General features: G+C 72.2%; 18 protein-coding genes and 2 rRNA genes (1 of these 20 running past the window's edge). 4 read left to right on the top strand and 16 right to left on the bottom strand.

Translation table 11 applies throughout. The features are described from left to right. Positions 1–223 precede the first annotated feature (223 nt). The 6 genes from RLT57_RS17525 to RLT57_RS17500 form a co-directional block, all read right to left on the bottom strand. Complete coding sequence (locus RLT57_RS17525; RefSeq protein ID WP_311298339.1) at positions 224–1,903, bottom strand: uroporphyrinogen-III synthase; 1,680 nt, start codon at positions 1,901–1,903, stop codon at positions 224–226. Next, on the bottom strand, positions 1,900–2,883 hold the full coding sequence (gene hemC / locus RLT57_RS17520; RefSeq protein ID WP_311298338.1) for a hydroxymethylbilane synthase: 984 nt from the start codon (positions 2,881–2,883) through the stop codon (positions 1,900–1,902). Before hemC ends, RLT57_RS17525 begins: the two co-directional genes overlap by 4 nt. Beyond that, positions 2,880–4,235 carry a glutamyl-tRNA reductase gene (locus RLT57_RS17515; RefSeq protein ID WP_311298337.1) on the bottom strand — a complete coding sequence of 452 codons (1,356 nt, stop codon included), beginning with the start codon at positions 4,233–4,235 and terminating at the stop codon, positions 2,880–2,882. The genes hemC and RLT57_RS17515 overlap by 4 nt, the downstream gene beginning before the upstream one ends. Continuing rightward, complete coding sequence (locus RLT57_RS17510) at positions 4,232–4,942, bottom strand: redox-sensing transcriptional repressor Rex (RefSeq protein WP_311298336.1); 711 nt, start codon at positions 4,940–4,942, stop codon at positions 4,232–4,234. The genes RLT57_RS17515 and RLT57_RS17510 overlap by 4 nt, the downstream gene beginning before the upstream one ends. 131 nt (positions 4,943–5,073) lie before the next feature. After that, positions 5,074–5,775, bottom strand: coding sequence for a 3'-5' exonuclease (locus RLT57_RS17505; RefSeq protein ID WP_311298335.1), 702 nt, complete (start codon positions 5,773–5,775; stop codon positions 5,074–5,076). Positions 5,776–5,975: 200 nt separating this feature from the next. Continuing rightward, positions 5,976–6,233, bottom strand: coding sequence for a glutaredoxin family protein (locus RLT57_RS17500; protein WP_311298334.1), 258 nt, complete (start codon positions 6,231–6,233; stop codon positions 5,976–5,978). A gap of 83 nt (positions 6,234–6,316) precedes the next feature. Between RLT57_RS17500 and RLT57_RS17495 the strand changes: the two genes are divergently transcribed. The 3 genes from RLT57_RS17495 (at position 6,317) to RLT57_RS17485 (ending at position 9,975) form a co-directional block, all read left to right on the top strand. After that, positions 6,317–7,282, top strand: a complete 966-nt coding sequence (locus RLT57_RS17495) for an HAD family hydrolase (protein ID WP_311298333.1) — start codon at positions 6,317–6,319, stop codon at positions 7,280–7,282. A 333-nt stretch (positions 7,283–7,615) separates the two neighbouring features. After that, positions 7,616–8,425, top strand: a complete 810-nt coding sequence (locus tag RLT57_RS17490; protein ID WP_311298332.1) for an ECF subfamily RNA polymerase sigma factor, BldN family — start codon at positions 7,616–7,618, stop codon at positions 8,423–8,425. 257 nt (positions 8,426–8,682) lie between these two features. After that, entirely contained in the window at positions 8,683–9,975 is a 1,293-nt protein-coding gene (locus RLT57_RS17485; protein ID WP_311298331.1) for a DUF5667 domain-containing protein, read from the top strand. Positions 9,976–10,146: 171 nt separating this feature from the next. Here RLT57_RS17485 and RLT57_RS17480 read toward each other — a convergent pair whose 3' ends face one another. The 7 genes from RLT57_RS17480 to RLT57_RS17450 all read right to left on the bottom strand — a co-directional run bounded on the left by RLT57_RS17480 (position 10,147) and on the right by RLT57_RS17450 (position 16,676). Further along, positions 10,147–11,283, bottom strand: coding sequence for a lysophospholipid acyltransferase family protein (locus RLT57_RS17480; RefSeq protein WP_311298330.1), 1,137 nt, complete (start codon positions 11,281–11,283; stop codon positions 10,147–10,149). A gap of 53 nt (positions 11,284–11,336) precedes the next feature. Further along, positions 11,337–12,374, bottom strand: coding sequence for an NAD-dependent epimerase/dehydratase family protein (locus RLT57_RS17475; RefSeq protein ID WP_311298329.1), 1,038 nt, complete (start codon positions 12,372–12,374; stop codon positions 11,337–11,339). Positions 12,375–12,565: 191 nt separating this feature from the next. Further along, positions 12,566–12,664, bottom strand: a complete 99-nt coding sequence (locus RLT57_RS17470) for a 30S ribosomal protein bS22 (RefSeq protein WP_003948845.1) — start codon at positions 12,662–12,664, stop codon at positions 12,566–12,568. Between the two features lie 137 nt (positions 12,665–12,801). Next, entirely contained in the window at positions 12,802–13,017 is a 216-nt protein-coding gene (locus tag RLT57_RS17465; protein ID WP_161302236.1) for a helix-turn-helix domain-containing protein, read from the bottom strand. 127 nt (positions 13,018–13,144) lie between these two features. After that, complete coding sequence (locus RLT57_RS17460; protein WP_311298328.1) at positions 13,145–13,978, bottom strand: phosphatase; 834 nt, start codon at positions 13,976–13,978, stop codon at positions 13,145–13,147. Positions 13,979–14,296: 318 nt separating this feature from the next. Then, positions 14,297–15,469 (bottom strand): acetoin utilization protein AcuC, encoded by a 1,173-nt coding sequence (locus RLT57_RS17455; RefSeq protein ID WP_311298327.1) that lies wholly within the window; start codon positions 15,467–15,469, stop codon positions 14,297–14,299. Beyond that, positions 15,438–16,676 carry an MFS transporter gene (locus RLT57_RS17450; protein WP_311298326.1) on the bottom strand — a complete coding sequence of 413 codons (1,239 nt, stop codon included), beginning with the start codon at positions 16,674–16,676 and terminating at the stop codon, positions 15,438–15,440. The genes RLT57_RS17455 and RLT57_RS17450 overlap by 32 nt, the downstream gene beginning before the upstream one ends. A 265-nt stretch (positions 16,677–16,941) precedes the next feature. On the opposite strand from RLT57_RS17450, the gene RLT57_RS17445 reads away from it, so the two are divergent. Further along, on the top strand, positions 16,942–17,856 hold the full coding sequence (locus tag RLT57_RS17445) for a bifunctional helix-turn-helix transcriptional regulator/GNAT family N-acetyltransferase (protein WP_311298325.1): 915 nt from the start codon (positions 16,942–16,944) through the stop codon (positions 17,854–17,856). A gap of 90 nt (positions 17,857–17,946) precedes the next feature. On the opposite strand, the gene RLT57_RS17440 is transcribed toward RLT57_RS17445, so the two are convergent. The 3 genes from RLT57_RS17440 to RLT57_RS17430 form a co-directional block, all read right to left on the bottom strand. After that, positions 17,947–18,597, bottom strand: a complete 651-nt coding sequence (locus RLT57_RS17440) for an HAD family hydrolase (protein WP_311298324.1) — start codon at positions 18,595–18,597, stop codon at positions 17,947–17,949. 81 nt (positions 18,598–18,678) lie between these two features. Next, positions 18,679–18,795, bottom strand: a 5S ribosomal RNA gene (gene rrf / locus RLT57_RS17435). A 99-nt stretch (positions 18,796–18,894) separates the two neighbouring features. After that, a 23S ribosomal RNA gene (locus tag RLT57_RS17430) occupies positions 18,895–19,888 on the bottom strand; it runs 2,133 nt beyond the window's last position.

Genomic DNA, 19,888 nt, shown 5'->3' with positions numbered 1-19,888 from the left:
CCCTTTCTGCCGGGTGCCGGGTCTTCGGGGGGTGGGGGTGCGGTACCGAGTGCGGGTGCGGCGCCGTCGGGGCTGCTCGGGGCCCCTGACACCGGCCGCCACCGCCCGGGAGGCCGTGCGATGCCGGGTGCCGCGCCGTCGTGGTCGCTCGCGCAGTTCCCCGCGCCCCTGACGGGGGCGCCACCGGCCGGGGGTCGTGTCACCGGTGTCGGGCGGGCTGGCCCTAGACGCGGGTGCGGCGGCGGGCGCCGGGGCGGCGTTCGCTGGGGCGGGTCACGGGGTCGCCGGCTTCCTCGGCGGAGGCGCGGCGGGCGGTGCCGAAGTCGGCGAGGGCCTGGGCGAGGGCGGCGACGGAGGGCTCGGGGGCCATCACGTCGACGCGCAGCCCGTGTTCCTCCGCCGTCTTGGCGGTGGCCGGGCCGATGCAGGCGATGACCGTGACGTTGTGCGGCTTGCCGGCGATGCCGACCAGGTTCCGTACCGTCGAGGAGGACGTGAAGAGCACGGCGTCGAAGCCGCCGCCCTTGATCGCCTCGCGGGTGTCGGCCGGCGGCGGGGACGCGCGGACCGTGCGGTACGCGGTCACGTCGTCGACCTCCCAGCCCAGCTCGACCAGCCCGGCCACCAGCGTCTCGGTGGCGATGTCGGCGCGCGGCAGGAACACCCGGTCGATCGGGTCGAACACCGCGTCGTACGGCGGCCAGTCCTCCAGCAGCCCGGCCGCGGACTGCTCGCCGCTGGGCACCAGGTCCGGCTTGACGCCGAACTCGACCAGCGCCCGCGCGGTCTGCTCCCCGACGGAGGCGACCTTGATCCCGGCGAACGCCCGCGCGTCCAGCCCGTACTCCTCGAACTTCTCCCGGACCGCCTTGACCGCGTTCACCGAGGTGAAGGCGATCCACTCGTAGCGGCCGGTGACCAGGCCCTTGACCGCCCGCTCCATCTGCTGCGGGGTGCGCGGCGGCTCGACCGCGATGGTCGGCACCTCGTGCGGCACGGCGCCGTAGGAGCGGAGCTGGTCGGAGAGGGACTCCGCCTGCTCCTTGGTGCGCGGCACGAGCACCCGCCAGCCGAACAGCGGCTTGGTCTCGAACCACGACAGGTGCCGGCGGTCCGCGGTCCGCTCGCCGACCACGGCTATCGCGGCGATCGGGCCCTCGGGGGTGGGCAGCGCCTTGGTCGCCTTCAGTTCGGCGGCGATGGTGCTCAAGGTGGCGGTCCAGGTGCGCTGCCGGGTGGTGGTGCCGGCCACCGTGACGGTCAGCTGGGTGTCGGGCTTGCGCCCGGCGGCGATCAGCTCGGCGGCGACGGCGGCCACGGTCTGCAGCGTGGTGGAGACCACGACGGTGGAGTCACCGGTACCGACCTCGTTCCAGCACTGGTCGGAGGCGGTGGCCGGATCCAGGAACCGGACGTTGCCGCTGAGCGGCACACCCGCGTAGGCGGGCACCCCGAGGGCGGCGGCGACACCGGGGACCACCTCGAAGGGGATACCGGCGTGCGCGCAGGCGAGCATCTCGGCGGCGGCGCCGGCGTCGAACCCGGGGTCGCCGGCCACCGCACGCACCACCCGCTTGCCGGTGCGCGCGGACGCCATGACAAGCTGTGCGGCAGCAGTGGAAAGTGCCGCGGCGGAGTCCAACAGCTCGCTGTCCGTGGTGGGTTGCGCCATGCCCACGTCCGCGCGGGCGTGCGCCCGGACGACGTCGAGCACGGCGCCCTCGCCGACCAGCACGTCGGCGCGGGCGAGCGCCTCCACGGCGCGCAGGGTCAGCAGCCCGGGGTCGCCGGGGCCGGCGCCGAGGAAGGTGACGTGACCGGTGACGGCGACACCGGTGACGGGCGGTCCGGCGGTACCGGCCGTACCGGCGGGGTTCGTTGTTGCGACGGCGGCGGGGTTCAAGGTGTGCGCTCCCCCATAAGACCGGCCGCACCCTTGGCGAGCATCTGCACGGCGAGTTCGCGGCCAAAAGCGCGCGCCTCGTCGTCCGATGCCGGTACGGGACCGGTGGTGGACATCTGCACCTGCGTGGTGCCGTCGGTGGTGCCGACGACGCCGCGCAGGCGCAGCTCGGAATTCCGCCCGTCGGCCACGAGGTCGGCCAGCGCGCCCACGGGGGCGGAGCAGCCGGCCTCGAGGGCGGCGAGCAGGGATCGCTCTGCGGTCACGGCGACCCGGGTGACCGGATCGTCCAGCTCGCCGAGCAGTGCGGCCAGCTCCGGGTCGGAGGCGGCGCATTCGACGGCCAGCGCCCCTTGGCCGGGGGCCGGCAGTACGACGTCGACGTCGATCAGCTCGCTCGCCTCCGCGAGCCTGCCGATACGGTTCAGCCCGGCGGCGGCCAGCACGACCGCGTCGAGTGTGCCGGAAGTAACGTACCCGATCCGGGTGTCAACGTTGCCACGGATCGGGACCGTCTCGATCTCCAGGCGGTGTGACCGTGCCCACGCGTTGAGCTGCGCCATCCGGCGCGGCGAGCCGGTGCCGATCCTGGCGCCGGCCGGCAGATTCCCGAAGGTGCGGCCGCCTCGGGCGACCAGGGCGTCCCGCGGGTCCTCGCGGACCGGGACCGCGGCCAGCAGCAGATTCGCGGGGTCAGCGGTCGGCAGGTCCTTCAGGCTGTGCACGGCGAAGTCGATGGTGCCGGAGAGCAGCGCGTCCCGCAGCGCGGAGACGAAGACGCCGGTACCGCCGATCTGCGCCAGCGCCTCCCGCGAGACGTCTCCGTAGGTGGTGATCTCGACCAGTTCCACGGGCCGCCCGGTGACGTCGGTCACCCGTGCGGCGACCATCCCGGACTGGGCCATGGCGAGTTTGCTGCGGCGGGTACCCAGGCGTAGGGGCGTCGGGGGTGCGTCGTCGCGGCCGGTGGGGGTGTTCATGCCCGCCCTCGATTCGGTTCTGCGGTGCCCTGGGCGACGGCGCCCGGGGTGTCGGCCCGGCTGACAGCGGCGACCGCCAGCGGGTCGAGGTCGAAGAGTTCCCGCAGCGCGTCGGCGTACCCGGCGCCACCGGGCTCACCCGCGAGCTGCTTGACCCGCACGGTGGGCGCGTGCAGGAGCTTGTCCACGACACGGCGCACGGCCTGGGTGATCTCCGCGCGCTGCTTGTCGTTCAGATCGGGCAGCCTACCGTCGAGCCGGGCGAGTTCACCCGCTACGACATCGGCCGCCATGGCCCGCAGCGCCACCACGGTGGGGGTGATCCGGGCCGCCCGCTGGGCCGCGCCGAAGGCGGCGACCTCCTGGGAGACGATCGCCCGCACCTGGTCGACGTCGGCGGCCATGGGCGCGTCGGCGGACGCGGCGGCCAGCGACTCGATGTCCACCAGTGTCACGCCGGGCAGGCCGTGCGCGGCGCCGTCGATGTCGCGGGGCATCGCCAGGTCCAGGACGGCCAGCGGCGCCCCGCCGCGCGCGCCGACGGCGGTACGCAGCTCGTCGGCGGTCAGTACCAGGCCGGTGGCGCCCGTACAGGACACCACGATGTCGGCGGTCCGCAGCCCGTCCGCCACCTCGGACATGGTGATCGCCCGGGTGGGGGTGCCCTGTTCGGTGAGCGCGTGGGCGAGCCGCTCGGCGCGTTCCACGGTGCGGTTGGCGATGGTGAGGCCGGCCACGCCGGCCCTGGCCAGGGTGGCCGCGGCCAGCGAGGACATCGAGCCGGCGCCGACGACCAGCGCGTGCCTGCCGCGTACCGGGCCGGTGGCGGGGGCGAGCTGGTCCAGGCCGAAGGTGACCAGGGACTGGCCGGCCCGGTCGATGCCGGTCTCGGAGTGGGCCCGCTTGCCGACCCGCAGCGCCTGCTGGAACAGCTCGTTCAGCAGCCGGCCCGCGGTGTGCAGGGTCTGCCCGACGGCGAGGGCGTCCTTGATCTGGCCGAGGATCTGGCCCTCGCCGACCACCATGGAGTCCAGGCCGCAGGCGACCGACAGCAGGTGGTGGACGGCCCGGTCCTCGTAGTGCACGTACAGGTGCGGGGTGAGCTCCTCCAGGCCGACGCCGCTGTGCTGGGCGAGCAGCGTGGACAGTTCGGCGACGCCCGCGTGGAACTTGTCCACGTCCGCGTACAGCTCGACCCGGTTGCAGGTGGCCAGCGCCACCGCCTCCGCGGCGGGTTCGGCGGCCAGCGCGTCCTGCAGCAGCTTGGCCCGCGCGCCCTCGTCGAGAGTGGCGCGCTCCAGCACACTGACGGGCGCGGTGCGGTGGCTCAGGCCGACGACCAGAAGGCTCATGCGGGCATCACCGCGGGTACGTCCCCGTCCGGGTCCTGGCGTCCTTCACCGGCCTTGCGCTGCTCGTGGAACGCGAGGATCTGCAGCTCGATCGAGAGGTCGACCTTGCGTACGTCCACCCCGTCCGGCACCGACAGCACGGTGGGCGCGAAGTTGAGGATGGAGGTGACCCCGGCGGCGACCAGCCGGTCGGTGACCTCCTGGGCGGCGCCCGCGGGGGTGGCGATCACGCCGATCGACACCTGGTTGTCGTCGACGATCGCCTCCAGCTCGTCGATGTGCCGCACCGGCAGGCCCGCGACCAGCTTCCCGGCGAGCCCGGTGTCGGCGTCGAGCAGGGCGGCGACCCGGAACCCGCGCGAGGCGAAGCCGCCGTAGTTGGCGAGGGCGGCGCCGAGGTTGCCGATCCCGACGATGACGACCGGCCAGTCCTGGGTGAGTCCGAGTTCGCGGCTGATCTGGTAGACGAGGTACTCCACGTCGTAGCCGACGCCCCGCGTCCCGTAGGAGCCGAGATAGGAGAAGTCCTTGCGCAGCTTGGCCGAGTTCACCCCGGCCGCCGCGGCGAGCTCCTCCGAGGACACGGTGGGCACCGAACGCTCCGACAGAGCGGTCAGCGCCCGCAGGTACAGCGGGAGTCGGGCGACGGTGGCCTCGGGAATCCCTCGGCTTCTGGTCGCCGGTCGGTGAGATCGGCCTGTTGCCACGGTGCTCCTGCGGGATGAGCTGGGCTGAGGACGACCACGGTCTTTGGGGCCGCCCCGTGCATGCCAGGCTATGTCTTTGTGAACGCGTGCACAAAGATGGTGTCCGGTTTGCCCGGCGGAAGTGACCGGCATCACGCACGCCCCTGACGTGCCCCGGGCACCGTCCGGCGGCCGTGATCGTTGCCCCGGGCCAGCCACAGCGCGTCCGCCGCGGCGAGCAGCGCGGTGGGCTCCGGCCAGCGCAGCAGCGCCGCCGCGGCCAGCTGTTCCGCGTGTCCGGGGCCGTCCGCGGCGTACACGGTGAACAGGGCTGCGGTCGCGCGGGCGTCGCCCAGCGCGGTGTGCGGGCTGCGGTCGGTGATGCCGGCCGCGGCGGCGCACGCCCGCAGGCTCAGCCCGTACGGCCCCGGGCGGCCGGCGCCGCGCGCCTGCGCCAGCCGCATCGTGCACATCTCCGGTACCGGCGGCAGCCGCAGTCCCAGCCGGGCGTACTCCGCCACCAGGAAGGCCCGGTCGCAGCCCACGTTGTGGCCGACCAGCACCCGGCCGCGCAGCAGCCCCAGCAGCCGTACCGCGATCCCGGCGAACCGCGGCGCCCCGCCCAGGTGCTCGGGCTCGATGCCGTGGATGTGGGTGGGCCCGACCGGGCCCTGGGGGTCGATCAGGGTGGCGAACTCGCCCTGCGGGACCAGATCGCGGTCGAGCAGCACCACGGCGATCTCGATCACCCGGTGCCGGTGCGAGGACGAACCGGTCGCCTCCAGGTCCACCACGGCATAGCCGTACGCGGACGGGCTGCGGCCCGAGAGCACGTGGTCACACTCCTCACGCATCGCCCCCGGGGTGTACAAATCGACCCCGATGCTAGTCGAAACGCGTGCGACCGCGGGTAACGGTCTCAGCACGACCGGGATCCGCCTTTGGCACGGACCCGGGCGCGGGCCGGGCGGTCCGCGCCCGGACCGGGCAGGGGCTCGTGCCCAAATTCACGTACGGCCGCCCCGCGCGGCGCACCGCCCGCCGCCGCCCGCCGTCAGTCGGTGAGGGCCGCCCGCAGCCGCCGCTCGTCCACCCGCCAGAACGTGTGCTGCTCGCCGTCGACCAGCACCACCGGGATCTGCTCCCAGTACCGGTCGTACAGCTCCCGGTCGCACAGGATGTCCCGCTCCTCCACCGCCGCGCCGGTCTCGGCGGCGACCTTCTCGACCACCGCCCGTGCCTCGTCGCACAGATGGCAGCCGGGCTTGCCGATCAGCGTCACCGTCCGGGAACCGGTCGTCGAAGTGCTCATACGCGCCATTGTGACGCGTGGCGTTAAGGCGCCCGCAACGTGGCCGCTCCGGTCCGGCCGCCCCCGGTGGCTATGCTCGCGCCATGGCCGCACCCAGATGGCTCACCACGCGTAAGCAGTACGTCACCGGGCGGAGTGTCCCGGCGGGCGAGGCCGCCGCCGCGGCCGCGGAGTCCGCGCTGGCGACGAAACCGCGGCTTGGGGATCTGGACCCGGCGGGGGCGGCGACCGCCGACCCGTCCGCCGGCCGCGCCGAGCCGGAGTTCCCGGTGGCCGGCGACGCGCGGGCGGCGGCGTTCTTCGACCTGGACAACACCGTCATGCAGGGTGCGGCGCTCTTCCACTTCAGCCGCGGCCTGTACCGGCGGAAGTTCTTCGACAAGCGGGACCTGGTGCGGTTCGCCTGGCAGCAGGCGTACTTCCGGCTGGCCGGCGCCGAGGACCCCGGGCACATGCGGGAAGCCCGCGACAGCGCGCTGTCCATCGTCAAGGGCCACCGCGTCGAGGAACTGATGTCCATCGGCGAGGAGATCTACGACGAGTACATGGCCGGCAGGATCTGGCCCGGCACCCGCGCGCTCGCCCAGGCCCACCTGGACGCCGGGCAGCGGGTCTGGCTGGTCACCGCCGCGCCCGTGGAGACCGCCACCATCATCGCCCGCCGGCTCGGCCTGACCGGCGCGCTCGGCACGGTCGCCGAGTCCGTCGGGGGCGTCTACACCGGACGGCTGGTCGGCGAGCCGCTGCACGGCCCGGCCAAGGCCGAGGCGGTACGGGCGCTGGCCGCCGCCGAGGGCCTGGACCTGTCGCGGTGCGCCGCGTACAGCGACTCCGCCAACGACATCCCGATACTGTCCCTGGTCGGCCACCCCTACGCGATCAACCCCGACAGCCGGCTGCGCAGGCACGCCCGTGCCCAGGGCTGGCGGCTGCGGGACTACCGCACCGGCCGCAAGGCGGTACGGATCGGGCTGCCCGCCGCCGCGGGCATGGGCGCGATCGCCGGCGGCGTACTGGCCGGCGTGGCCGTCCAGCGCCGCCGCCGCTGACCCGGGCGCGGCGATCCGGCACCGCCGCCGCCGACTTCGGGTCGGCGGGACGGCCGGGCCGCGCGCCCGCGCCCCCGTTCGGCACATGGCCACAACACGTACTCTCCGCCGCCACTTCACCGGCAGAAGTGGTCAACTCGCATGCCCTGTTCGATAATTGATCGATCGCCAATCCATCGCCGAAGCAACGGAAACGGCGAATTGCACAACTCGGTGTAGCGTCGCCTGTACGAAGCGTTATTCTCCTCAGACGCAATCCGGTACCCACACGTCAGCACGACGGGTGAACGGTCCCGTACTGCACGTGATGGAAGTTCTGCCTCTGGGAGTCCCGTGTACCCACACGACGGGGTTGACACCTCCGGCCTGGCTGCGTTGCGCGCACTGGTGCTTGACCGCCTCATGCGCACGGTCCCCGCGTACGCCATGCCCACCCTCGCCACGTCCGGTCCCCTCGTCCCCGGCCCGGCCTACGCCCTCGCCGAAGTCAGCACAGCCGCAGGCAGACGCACCCGCAACAGCTCCGCCCACGCCGACCGCGACGGCGCGGCCACCGCCCAGGGCGCCCACGCCCGCCGACCCGCCTCCGACACCGACAGCGGCCGCATGATGGACCTGGTCGAACGGGCCCAGGACGGCGAGACCGAGGCGTTCGGCCGGCTCTACGACCACTACAGCGACACCGTCTACCGGTACATCTACTACCGGGTCGGCTCCAAGGCGACCGCCGAGGACCTGACCAGCGAGACCTTCCTGCGCGCCCTGCGCCGGATCGGCACCTTCACCTGGCAGGGCCGCGACTTCGGCGCCTGGCTGGTCACCATCGCCCGCAATCTGGTCGCCGACCACTTCAAGTCGAGCCGTTTCCGGCTTGAGGTGACCACCGGCGAGATGCTCGACGCCAACGAGGTCGAGCGCAGCCCCGAGGACTCCGTCCTGGAGTCGCTGTCCAACGAGGCGCTGCTGACCGCCGTCCGCAAGCTCAACCCGCAGCAGCAGGAGTGCGTGACACTGCGCTTCCTGCAGGGGCTCTCGGTCGCCGAGACGGCCCGGGTGATGGGCAAGAACGAGGGCGCGATCAAGACCCTCCAGTACCGGGCGGTCCGCACCCTGGCCCGGCTGCTGCCGGAGGACGCGCGGTGAGGACGGGCGGTCCGCGGTGTCCACGTCCCGCCGCGGCCGGACGGACGGCGGTCCGGTCCTCCCTGGTCCGATCGTCCGCGGTCCGCTCGTCGGGTGCGCGTAACCCAACCGGACCGGCACTCGTTGCATCACGTGCAGACACTTCTGTGCCGCGCGCCACTCATCGCTTTTCACCCGTTCGGATGGATGGCGGCCGGCAGGGCAACCTCTGGACGGCGCAGGGAGTCGAGTGTGGATGACGAGAGGAGGTGCCGCCCGTGATCGGACAGGCAACGGCACACCGGCGGGCGAACGCCTTCGCCCAGGCCGTTGAGGACGCCGCCGTCAGCGAGGCGGCCGACGGCGGGCACGGTGCCGTCGACCCCGCGCAGGAGCCCGGCGGCGCGGGTACGCCCGCCGACGGGCAGGACGGCACGGCCCACGGCGGCGCGCGTGCCGCCGCCCGGCACGCCGACCCCGAGCAGGCGGCCATGCTGGCGCTGGCCGCCGAGCTCAGCTCGCGGCCCCGCCCGGTGATGGCCGCCGAGCGGAAGACCGTCCAGCGGGCCCAGCTGATCGCGGCGATGGAGCAGGCGATCGCCGAGGGCAGCTTCACCAGCACGGGACGCGTCCCGGAGCAGCGCACCGACAGCGGCCGGGCGGGCAGCCACCGGCTGCGCAAGCTCGGTCCTGGCGCCCGGCTGTCCCGGCGGCTCGCGGTCGGCGGCCTCACCGTCGGCGTCGCGGCCGGCGCGTTCGGCGGGGTGGCCGCGGCGAGTACCAACGCGCTGCCCGGCGACCACCTCTACGGACTCAAGCGCGGCATGGAGGACCTCAAGCTGGACATGGCGGGCGGCGACGCCTCCCGCGGCGAGGTCTACCTGGACATGGCCGCCACGCGGATGCAGGAGGCCCGCCGGCTGATGGACCGCGGGCGCAGCGGGCAACTCGACGACGAGTCGGTCGGCGAGGTCCGCAAGGCGCTGTCCGGCATGCACCAGGAGGCGTCGGAGGGCCACCGGCTGCTCACGCAGGCGTACCGGGACGACGGCTCGCTCCAGCCGATCGAGCTGCTCAACTCCTTCTCGCGGTCGCAGCGGCAGGGCTGGAGCGATCTGCGCGGCAAGCTGCCCAGCCAGCTCACCGACGTCTCGGAACAGGTCACCTCGGTGTTCGCGGCCATAGACCAGGAGGTCGCCCCGCTCCAGTCGCTGCTCCCCCGGCCCAAGGACTCCGGCGCGCCGTCCACTTCCCAGGACGGCGGCGGCGATCCGGCGTCCGGCGGCGCCGGCACCCCGACGGGTACGGACCCGGCGTCCCCGCCGGCCACGGCCCCGGCCAGCGGCACACCCGATCCGAACGGCACCGCGACCCCGTCCCCGTCCGTGGCCACCCCGCACGGCCTCTTCGGCGACGGCCTGCTGAATCCCCCGACCAGCCCGCCCCCCACCCCCACGGACACCCCCGGCGGCCCCGAGACCCCGCCCCACCATTCCATCGTCCTTCCCCCGCTGCTCCCCGGCCTCCTCCCGGGCCTCGGCCTCGGCGGCGACGACGAGTCCGACCAGTAGCCCCTGAAGCGGTCGGTGGCCCCTACCGAACAGGGCGCCACCGACCCGCCCCGCAGGCTGCCCCCCTTGATGCCGCCCTCGCACTGCTCGGTCCCAGGGGGTCTCCCAGGCATCACCCGGCTGCGCCGGACTCCGTCCGCCGACCGCGACGTCCCCGCGACCCGCCGCCGCTCAGAAGAAAACCGACCGCCGCTGCACCAGCAGCTCATACAGGGTGTGCTGAATCGTCTCCCGCACCTGATCGGTCAGGTTGAACACCAGCATCGGGTCCTCGGACGCCTCGTCCGGGTAGCCGTCGGTGAGGATGGGGCGGCCGAACTGGATGGTCCACTTGGTGGGGAGGGGGATCGTGCCGAGGGGACCCAGCCAGGGGAACGTGGGGGTCAGGGGGAAGTACGGGAAGCCGAGCACGCGGGCCAGGGTGCGGGAGTTGCCCAGCATGGGATAGATCTCCTCGGCGCCCACCACCGAGCAGGGGATGATCGGGACCTTCGTCCTGAGGGCGGTGGCCACGAACCCGCCCCGACCGAACCGCTGCAACTTGTACCGCTCGGCGAACGGCTTGCCGAGCCCCTTGAAGCCCTCGGGCATCACCCCGACGACCTCGCCCCGCTCCAGCAGCGCCTGCGCGTCCTCCGCGCAGGCCAGTGTGTGCCCCAGCTTCCGGGCCAGCTCGTTGACCAGCGGCAGCATGAAGACCAGGTCAGCGGCGAGCAGCCGCAGATGCCGCCCGGCGGGGTGGTGGTCGTGCACGGCGACCTGGGTCATCAGCCCGTCCAGCGGCAGCGTCCCGGAGTGGTTGGACACCACCAGCGCGCCGCCCTCGGCCGGGATGTTCTCGATGCCCTTGACCTCGACCCGGAAATACGTGTCGAACATCGGCCGCAGCAGCGACATCAGCACCTGGTCGGTGAGCTCCGCGTCGTACCCGAACTCGTCCACCTCGTACTCGCCGGTGACGCGCCGCCGCAGGAACGCCAGCCCGGAGGCGACCTTCCGCTCCCAGGGGCCGCCGAGCAGCCGGTCGGCGACGTCGCCGAGCGCGTGGGCGGGTCCGGCCGCGGGCTCGGGTACGCCGTCCCGGGCGGGCGGCTCGCGGTCGCCGGCCGCCCGCGCCGGGATCTCGGGCACCTCGGCCGCCTCCGGCACCGGCGTCAGCGGCGGCTGTCCGTGGGCGGGCGCGGCCGGCCGGGACGACGCCGGGTCGCCGCCGGGGCCCGTGCGGCCCCGGCCCCCGGTCCGGGACCGGCTGCCGCCGCGGCGCGCCCGGGAGTCCTCGCCGAACGGGATGACCTTGGCGTCCGCCATGGTTCCTGCTCCTTCCGCCGCTGCGGGCTGCTGGTCGTCCGTCATGCGGCTGTTCACGCCCGATCGGCCGGGACCGTCGCCGCGAGGCCGTCCACCGCGCGCGCCATCCGGTCCGGCGGCAGCAGCCCCGGGCCGCGGCTGCGGGCGAAGTCGTAGAAGGTCTCAGCCGTGCTGTACGCGGGCACGAAGCCGAGCGTCTCACGCATCTGCCGGGTGTCCACCACCCTGCCGTGTGTCAGCAGTCTGATCTGCTCGGTGGAGAAGTCCGTGACGCCGGAGGCGCGCAGCAGCCGCCCCACCCAGGTGACGGCCGGCAGCAGTACGGGCACGGTCGGTTTGCCGAGCCGGCGGGCGCTCTGCGACAGCAGCAGCACCCCGTCCCCGGCGATGTTGAACGTGCCGTTGTTGTACGTACCGCGCCGGGGCTCGGTGGCGGCCGCCACCAGCACGTCGTTGACGTCGTCCTCGTGCACGAACTGCAGCCGCGGGTCGTAGCCGAAGACCGTCGGCAGCACCGGCAGCCCGAAGTACTCCGCCAGCGGGGTGTCCGCGTTGGGCCCGAGGATGTTGGCGAACCGCAGGACGGCGACCGCCACGTCCGGGCGCCGCCGGGCGAAGCCGCGTACGTACCCCTCGACCTCGACCGCGTCCTTGGCGAAGCCGCCGCTGGGCAGCGACTTCACCGGGGTCGTCTCGGAGAAGACCGCGGGGTCGCGCGGCGCGGAACCGTAGACGCTGGTGGTGGACTTGACCACCAGCCGCCGTACGGTCGGAGACTTCTGGCAGGCGCCGAGCAGCTGCATGGTGCCGATGACGTTGGTCTCCTTGGCCTGGGTCCGGCCGCCGGAGCCCAGTGGGGTGCCGCTGACGTCGAGGTGCACGACGGTGTCCACCGAGTGCTGGGCCAGCACCTTGCCGATCATCGGCTGCCGGATGTCGGCGCGGACGAACTCGGCGTCCCCCAGGTCGTGTCCCGGCGGCACCGCGTCGACCGCGATCACCCGCCCGACCTCGGGCTCGTCCTGCACCCGCCGGACGAACCGGCCGCCGAGCCGCCGCGCGGCTCCGGTGACGAGAACCACCTTGCCCACGTTCAGCGCCTCCTAGGGGGGGATCGCAGTCACCGTACCGCCGCGGCGCCTTGCGGCGCTGGCGCCCCGCCCGGGAGCCGCGGCGCGGTGGGTCCCCCACAACGCCACTGCCCCCCTCCGGCGCCTTCAAGGCCGTTCTCGGCCTCGACGACTGTGGAGAGGGGCAGGAGCAGCGGCAGCGAACGGCCCGCTTACTTCTTGTTGCGACGCTGCACACGCGTCCGCTTCAGAAGCTTGCGGTGCTTCTTCTTGGCCATACGCTTACGCCGCTTCTTGATGACAGAGCCCACGACTACCCTCGCTTCGGTTTCACTCGGTGCGGGGCGTCCGAGCCCACACGACCTACGTCGGCCAAGCCTACCCGCCTTGGAGGGGCGGGAGTAACCGAGGCCGGCGCGGTCGGTCACCAGCCCGTTACCGGGCCTTCTCAGGCAGATTCCACCCCCACGTAGGACTCACGGAGGTAGTCGTGGACGGCCTGCTCCGGAACCCGGAAGGACCGGCCCACGCGGATCGCCGGCAGATGACCGCTGTGCACCAGCCGGTACACGGTCATCTTGGAGACCCGCATGACCGACGCGACTTCGGCGACGGTCAGGAACACGACCTCGTTCAGAGGCCGACTTTCAGCTGCTACAGACATGACACACCTGAACCTTCCGCACATGACGCCACCGGCTTCCCCTCCGGCGACTTAAAAAGGCATGTGCGCTCCCCCACAGATTAGGGGCGGATGATGCAAGTGGGGAAGAGGAGTTGCGAATGGTTGACTACTGTGAGAGCCACGCTCGATTGAGTACGTAGCGCGTCAGCGGGCGGTAGTAATCGGACCGGACGGTGTCGTCGAGAGGCACCGCCACGGACACTCGGCCCTCGGCTTCCGCCACGAAGACAGCGGGGTCGCCGGGGTCTCCCAGACCGATCGCCTCAATGCCCAACTGCCCTGCCCCACAAATGAATCCGTGGTCGCCGACCACCAGGCCAGGCAGCATCCCACCGTGCTCCGCGGCCCCCGCGAGGGCGGCCCGGACGGGCAGCGGGGAGTGCGTGTGGACCCCCTGCTCGGCCTGGCTCCCGGCGCCCGGATCCGGGCCCCCGGAGGCCGCCGGACGGGCCACGGCGACGCCGCCGATGTAATGAAGTTTGTACTTTCGTACGCCGAACTGAGTCGGCATGTCCACGCACGGAGCGTAGGCAGGGGTGAGGACGGCGCAGCCCGCGGCCGACAGCGCGGCGGCCAGAGATGCGTAGAATCCGAGGAGACGGTGTGGATGTCCGGTGCCCAGGAGCACCGGAATCCGGTCGTGCGCGGCCCGGCCGAGCCGTTCGGCGAAGGCGTCCAGGGCGGCCACCGTACAGTCCGGGTCGATGGTGTCCTCCCCGGAGGTCTCCGCCGGGTCGGGCGAGACCCCGCAGCGGTCGGCCATCAGCCGCAGCAGCTCGCACGTCCCCCAGGCGCCCACCGGATCCAGCCCCAGCGTCTGCCGCGGATCCCGCGCCGCGAACAGCCGGTAGTTCCGCAGGCTCCCCTCACGCGACGTCGCCACCCGCCCCGCCAGTCTCGTAGCCACCAAGTGCGCCCGCAGCGCCCCGACACTCAACACCCCCCGATCGTCCCTACTTCGCCCCTTCGAGGGCGGCCAAATCCCGAAATACACCTCTTGCGAGTGAATCAACACAACCGGACACCCCGGGCGGGGCGCCAGGGGCGGGCGCCTCCGGCGGAAGTGGCCGCACGCTCGGGCCCCGAGCGGCGGCCGGCACCGGCGCAGGGCGAGCGGCACCCCGTCCAGGAGGCGGCGGCGGGCCGCACGCGCCCGGCCCCGTACCGCCGGCAGGCCGTCGTGGGCCGGGAGACGGCGCCCGCCGGGAAGGGGCCGCGCGTACCCGCTGGTGGCCGCCGGCCGCCGGCCAGCGGGTGTTCAGGCCAGCAGGCCGTGCAGGGGGAACGCGGCGCGGCGGGTTGCCAGGATCGCCTGGTCCAGGCGGGAGGCGGGGTCGTAGCCGGCGTCGGCGAAGCTGGACCACCGCGGCGCACGGCCGTCCGTCATCCGCAGCGGCGCCGTCGCCCGGGTTCGGGCGTAGACCTCGTGGCGCCAGTCGTCGGGCACGGGGGCCGCCGGGTCGATCGGCGCCCCCGCGGCGATGGCGACCAGGTGCGTCCAGGTACGGGGTACGACGTCGGTGACCGCGTACCCTCCGCCGCCGAGCGCGATCCACCGCCCCCCGGTATGGGTGTGCGCCAGCTCATGGCAGGCCTCGGCCACGATCCGCTGGGCGTCCAGGGACACCGCCAGATGCGCCAGCGGGTCCTCGAAGTGGGTGTCGGCGCCGTGCTGGGAGACCAGTACCTGCGGCCGGAAGGCGGCCAGCAGCTCCGGCACCACCGCGTGGAAGGCCCGCAGCCACCCCGCGTCCCCGGTGCCGGCCGGCAGCGCCACGTTGACCGCGCCGCCCTCGGCGGCCGGGCCGCCGGTCTCCTCGGGCCATCCGGTCTGCGGGAAGAGCGTGCGCGGGTGCTCGTGCAGCGAGATCGTCAGCACCCGCGGGTCGTCCCAGAACGCCGCCTGTACCCCGTCGCCGTGGTGGACGTCCACGTCGACGTAGGCGACCCGCTGCGCGCCCAGCTCCAGCAGCCGCGCCACCGCCAGCGCCGCGTCGTTGTACACGCAGAAGCCCGCGGCGGCGGCCGGCATCGCGTGGTGCAGTCCGCCGGCGAAGTTCACCGCGTGCGCCGCCCGCCCGTGCCAGACCGCCTCGGCGGCGCCCACCGACAGGCCGGCGATCAGCGCGGCGGCCTCGTGCATGCCGGCGAACGCCGGGTTGTCCTCACTCCCGATGCCGTACGCCGCCTGCGCGACCCGCGGGTCCGCCGAGGCGCGCCGGACCGCGGCCACGTAGTCCGGCCGGTGGACGAGCGAGAGCGTCGACTCACCGGCGGGCGGCGCCGCCACCACCGACAGCTCGGCGTCCAGGCCGAAGGCCCGTACCAGGCTGCGGGTGAGGGCCAGCCGCACCGGGTCCATGGGGTGCCCGGGACCGAAGTCGTACGCCGTTACCCGCTCATCCCACATCAGCCGTGCGCGCCCGGTCATGGTCGACACCGTACCCAACCGGTCCCGCGTCGAAGGACCTGGCGTAGAACAGCGTGGCCCCCACCAGCACCATCGGCACGATCATCGCACCGCGGAAACTCCACACCGCGCCGAGCGCGCCGACCAGCGGGGAGCCGACCAGGAAGCCGACGTAGTTGAAGATGTTCAGCCGGGCGATCGCCGAGTCCGACGCGTCCGGGAACATCCGGCCGGCCGCCGCGAAGGTCTGCGGCACGATCACCGACAGCCCGAAGCCCAGCAGGGTGAAGCCGAGCATGCCGGTCCACGCCCCCGGCGCGACCGCCACCACCGCGAACCCGACGACCGCCAGCACCGTGCCCAGCCGGACCACCGCCACCGGTCCGAACCGCCGCACCCCGAAGTCGCCGACCGACCGGCCGATCAGCGTCGTCACCATGTACACCGCGTACGGGACGGTGGACAGCTGCTCGGAGCTGTGCAGTACGTCCTCCAGGTACTTCGCACTCCAGTTGGAGACGGTCGAGTCGCCGATGTAGGCGAACGCCATCACCAGGCAGAGCGGCAGAAGCAGCCGCATCACCACCGGCTGGACGGGGCGGCCGGCCCTCTCCCGCTCCCTGACCAGGTCCGCCGTGTCGCCGGGCGCCTGGTCCCGGTACCAGCGGCTCGCCGCCAGCGTCAGCGGGATCAGCACCAGCGCGGTCGGCCCGTAGACCGCCGACAGCGAGAGGTGCCAGTGCGCGCCGGACCAGGCCAGCGACGCCCCGACGATCCCGCCCAGGCTGTAGGCGGCGTGGAAGCCGAGCATGATGCTCTGGCCGTAGACCCGCTGCAGGCTCACCCCCAGCATGTTCATCGACGCGTCCAGCCCGCCGACGCACACCCCGAACAGCGCCAGTGCCACCGCGGCCGTCCACAGCCGGTCCCCGGCGCCGAGGACGGCCAGGATCAGGGCCACCACGGGCTGCACCCAGCGCAGGACCACACTCGGCCGCATACGTTTGACCAGCTGTTCCGTCGCCACGCTGCCGACGCCGGCCAGGATCGGGACCGCCGCCAGGAACACCGGCAGCAGGTCGTCGCCGATCCCGTAGCGGTCCTGGATCGCCGGGATGCGGGTGACCAGCAGCGCGAAGAGCGCGCCCTGCGCGAAGAAGCTGACCGCGAGGGCGGCGCGGCCGTGCCGCAGCTCGGGCGGCAGGGCCGTCAGGCGGGCGTCGTCCATGAGCGAGCAGCGTAAACGGACCGGGCTACGGATGAGTAGGTCCGCCGCATCACGATTCCGGGGGCGGCGGACAGGCAATGGCCGTCACGTGCGTGTCCGCGCCGGACACCCACGTGACGTGGAAGGGGTGCCGCGGCTCCCGGCACCCCTCGCAGCCGCCGCAGACCGTCCGTGAGACCCGCCCGCGCCCGGACGGGCCGGTCCTCGCCGCGCCCCGGGCGGGTGCCGCTGGCCGACCGCGCGGTTTCCTGACTAAAGTCAGAGAATGGATGCGGCACAGATCGACCGGGTGCGGCGGTTCAACCGCACCGTCACCGAACGCGTGGGCGTGCTCCACGACCACTACCTGGGCCGCGACCGGCCCATCGGCGCGGCCCGGCTGCTCTGGGAGATCGGCGAGCAGGGGCAGGACGTACGGCGGCTGCGCGAACGCCTCGGACTCGACTCCGGCTACGTCAGCCGGCTGCTGCGCTCCCTGGAGAGCGACGGCCTGGTGACGGTGGAGCCGCAGCTCCAGGACAAACGGGTGCGCACCGTCCGGCTCACCGACGCCGGCCGCGCGGAGCGCGCCGCGCTCGACACCCGCAGCGACGAACTGGCCGGCTCCCTGCTGGAGCCGCTCAACCCCGCCCAACGGGCCCGGCTGATCGACGCCATGGCCGAAGTCGACCGGCTGCTCACCGCCGCGACCGTCACCCTGGAGACCGTTGACCCGGGCCACCCCGACGCCGAGAACTGCCTGCGGTCCTACTTCACCGAGCTGCAGGAGCGGTTCGAGACCGGCTTCGACCCCGCGCTGAGCCTGCTGCCCGACGCCGGCGAACTCCGCCCGCCCCACGGCCTGTTCCTGATCGCCCGGCTGCACGGCGAACCCGTGGGCTGCGCCGGCCTCAAACTCCCGCTGGGCGCTCCCGCCGAGATCAAACGCATGTGGGTCGCCCCGCACGCCCGCCGGCTCGGCCTGGCCCGCCGCTTCCTGGCCGAACTCGAAGCCCGCGCCGCCCTGCACGGCCGCACCCAGCTCCGCCTGGACACCAACAAGGCCCTCACCGCCGCCATCACCCTCTACCACGCGCACGGCTTCAACGAGGTCCCCGCCTTCAACAACGAGCCCTACGCCCACCACTGGTTCGAGAAGCGCATCGACCCGCCACCGCCCGAGACACCCCGCCCCGCGTGACCCCCGACCGGTCGCTGTCCGGGAGCCGCCAAAACGACCCACGGTCGGCAGGGCGTCGGGCCGGGCGTCGAACACGGCGTCGCGACGCCGTCAGGAGTGGAACAGCAGCTCGTACAGCTCCGGCATGGCGGCGAAGAGCGCGGTAGCGTCGCGGAGCTTGGCCGCCGGGGTCATCGCCGTGAAACCGAAGACGTCCATGCCGGCGGCGCGGGCCGCCTGGACGCCCAGGGGGCTGTCCTCGATCACCACGCACCGGTGCGGGGGCACCCCCATCGTCCGGGCCGCGTACAGGAAGAGATCCGGCGCCGGCTTCCCACGCCCCACATCCTGTGCCGAGAAGATCCGCTCCTCCCCGAAGCCGTCGTACAGCCCGGTCCTCCGCAGCGCCACCCGGATCCGCTGATGGGTCCCGGACGACGCCAGACAGTACGGCACCCCGTCCGCGGCCAGTTTCTCCAGTACGACGCCCACGCCGTCGACCGCGGCGAGATCCCGTTCGAAGGCCGCGAACACCCGTGCGTGGTACGCCTCGTTGAACCCCTCGGGCAGGCCCCGCCCCGACCGCTCGCGGACCACGTCGTGGATCCGGTGCACGGCGGCACCCATGAAGTCCCGAATCGAGTCCTCATACGTGGTCGGGTGACCGAGTTCGGTGAGGTAGTCGGCCAGGATCTGATTGGAGATCGGCTCGCTGTCCACGAGGACGCCGTCGTTGTCGAAGATGACCAGCTCGTACTGCATCTGCGCACCCTACCCGCCGGTGAACGCAGAAATGCCGTAGTCCCCGTGCTGGGCACGGGGACTACGGCATTCATAATATTTGTTCGGCGGTGTCCTACTCTCCCACAGGGTCCCCCCTGCAGTACCATCGGCGCTGAAAGGCTTAGCTTCCGGGTTCGGAATGTAACCGGGCGTTTCCCTAACGCTATGACCACCGAAACACCACGAAACACACACCACCCCACACACCCCACAAAAACAGGAGCAGGGAATACGGTGGCTGATTGTTTCAGAACCACACAGTGGACGCGAGCACACATGGACAAGCCCTCGGCCTATTAGTACCGGTCAGCTCCACCCCTCACAAGGCTTCCACATCCGGCCTATCAACCCAGTCGTCTACTGGGAGCCTTACCCCATCACGTGGGTGGGAGCCCTCATCTCGAAGCAGGCTTCCCGCTTAGATGCTTTCAGCGGTTATCCCTCCCGAACGTAGCCAACCAGCCATGCCCTTGGCAGAACAACTGGCACACCAGAGGTCCGTCCGTCCCGGTCCTCTCGTACTAGGGACAGCCCTTCTCAAGACTCCAACGCGCGCAGCGGATAGGGACCGAACTGTCTCACGACGTTCTAAACCCAGCTCGCGTACCGCTTTAATGGGCGAACAGCCCAACCCTTGGGACCGACTCCAGCCCCAGGATGCGACGAGCCGACATCGAGGTGCCAAACCATCCCGTCGATATGGACTCTTGGGGAAGATCAGCCTGTTATCCCCGGGGTACCTTTTATCCGTTGAGCGACGGCGCTTCCACAAGCCACCGCCGGATCACTAGTCCCTACTTTCGTACCTGCTCGACCCGTCAGTCTCACAGTCAAGCTCCCTTGTGCACTTACACTCAACACCTGATTACCAACCAGGCTGAGGGAACCTTTGGGCGCCTCCGTTACCCTTTAGGAGGCAACCGCCCCAGTTAAACTACCCACCAGACACTGTCCCTGATCCGGATCACGGACCGAGGTTAGACATCCAGCACGACCAGAGTGGTATTTCAACGACGACTCCGCCACGGCTGGCGCCGCGACTTCACAGTCTCCCACCTATCCTACACAAGCCGAACCGAACACCAATATCAAGCTATAGTAAAGGTCCCGGGGTCTTTCCGTCCTGCTGCGCGAAACGAGCATCTTTACTCGTAGTGCAATTTCACCGGGCCTATGGTTGAGACAGTCGAGAAGTCGTTACGCCATTCGTGCAGGTCGGAACTTACCCGACAAGGAATTTCGCTACCTTAGGATGGTTATAGTTACCACC

This window comes from Streptomyces sp. ITFR-21 (assembly GCF_031844685.1).
In the GTDB taxonomy this organism is placed as follows: domain Bacteria; phylum Actinomycetota; class Actinomycetes; order Streptomycetales; family Streptomycetaceae; genus Actinacidiphila.
This window is presented reverse-complemented; position numbering and strand designations above follow the sequence as displayed.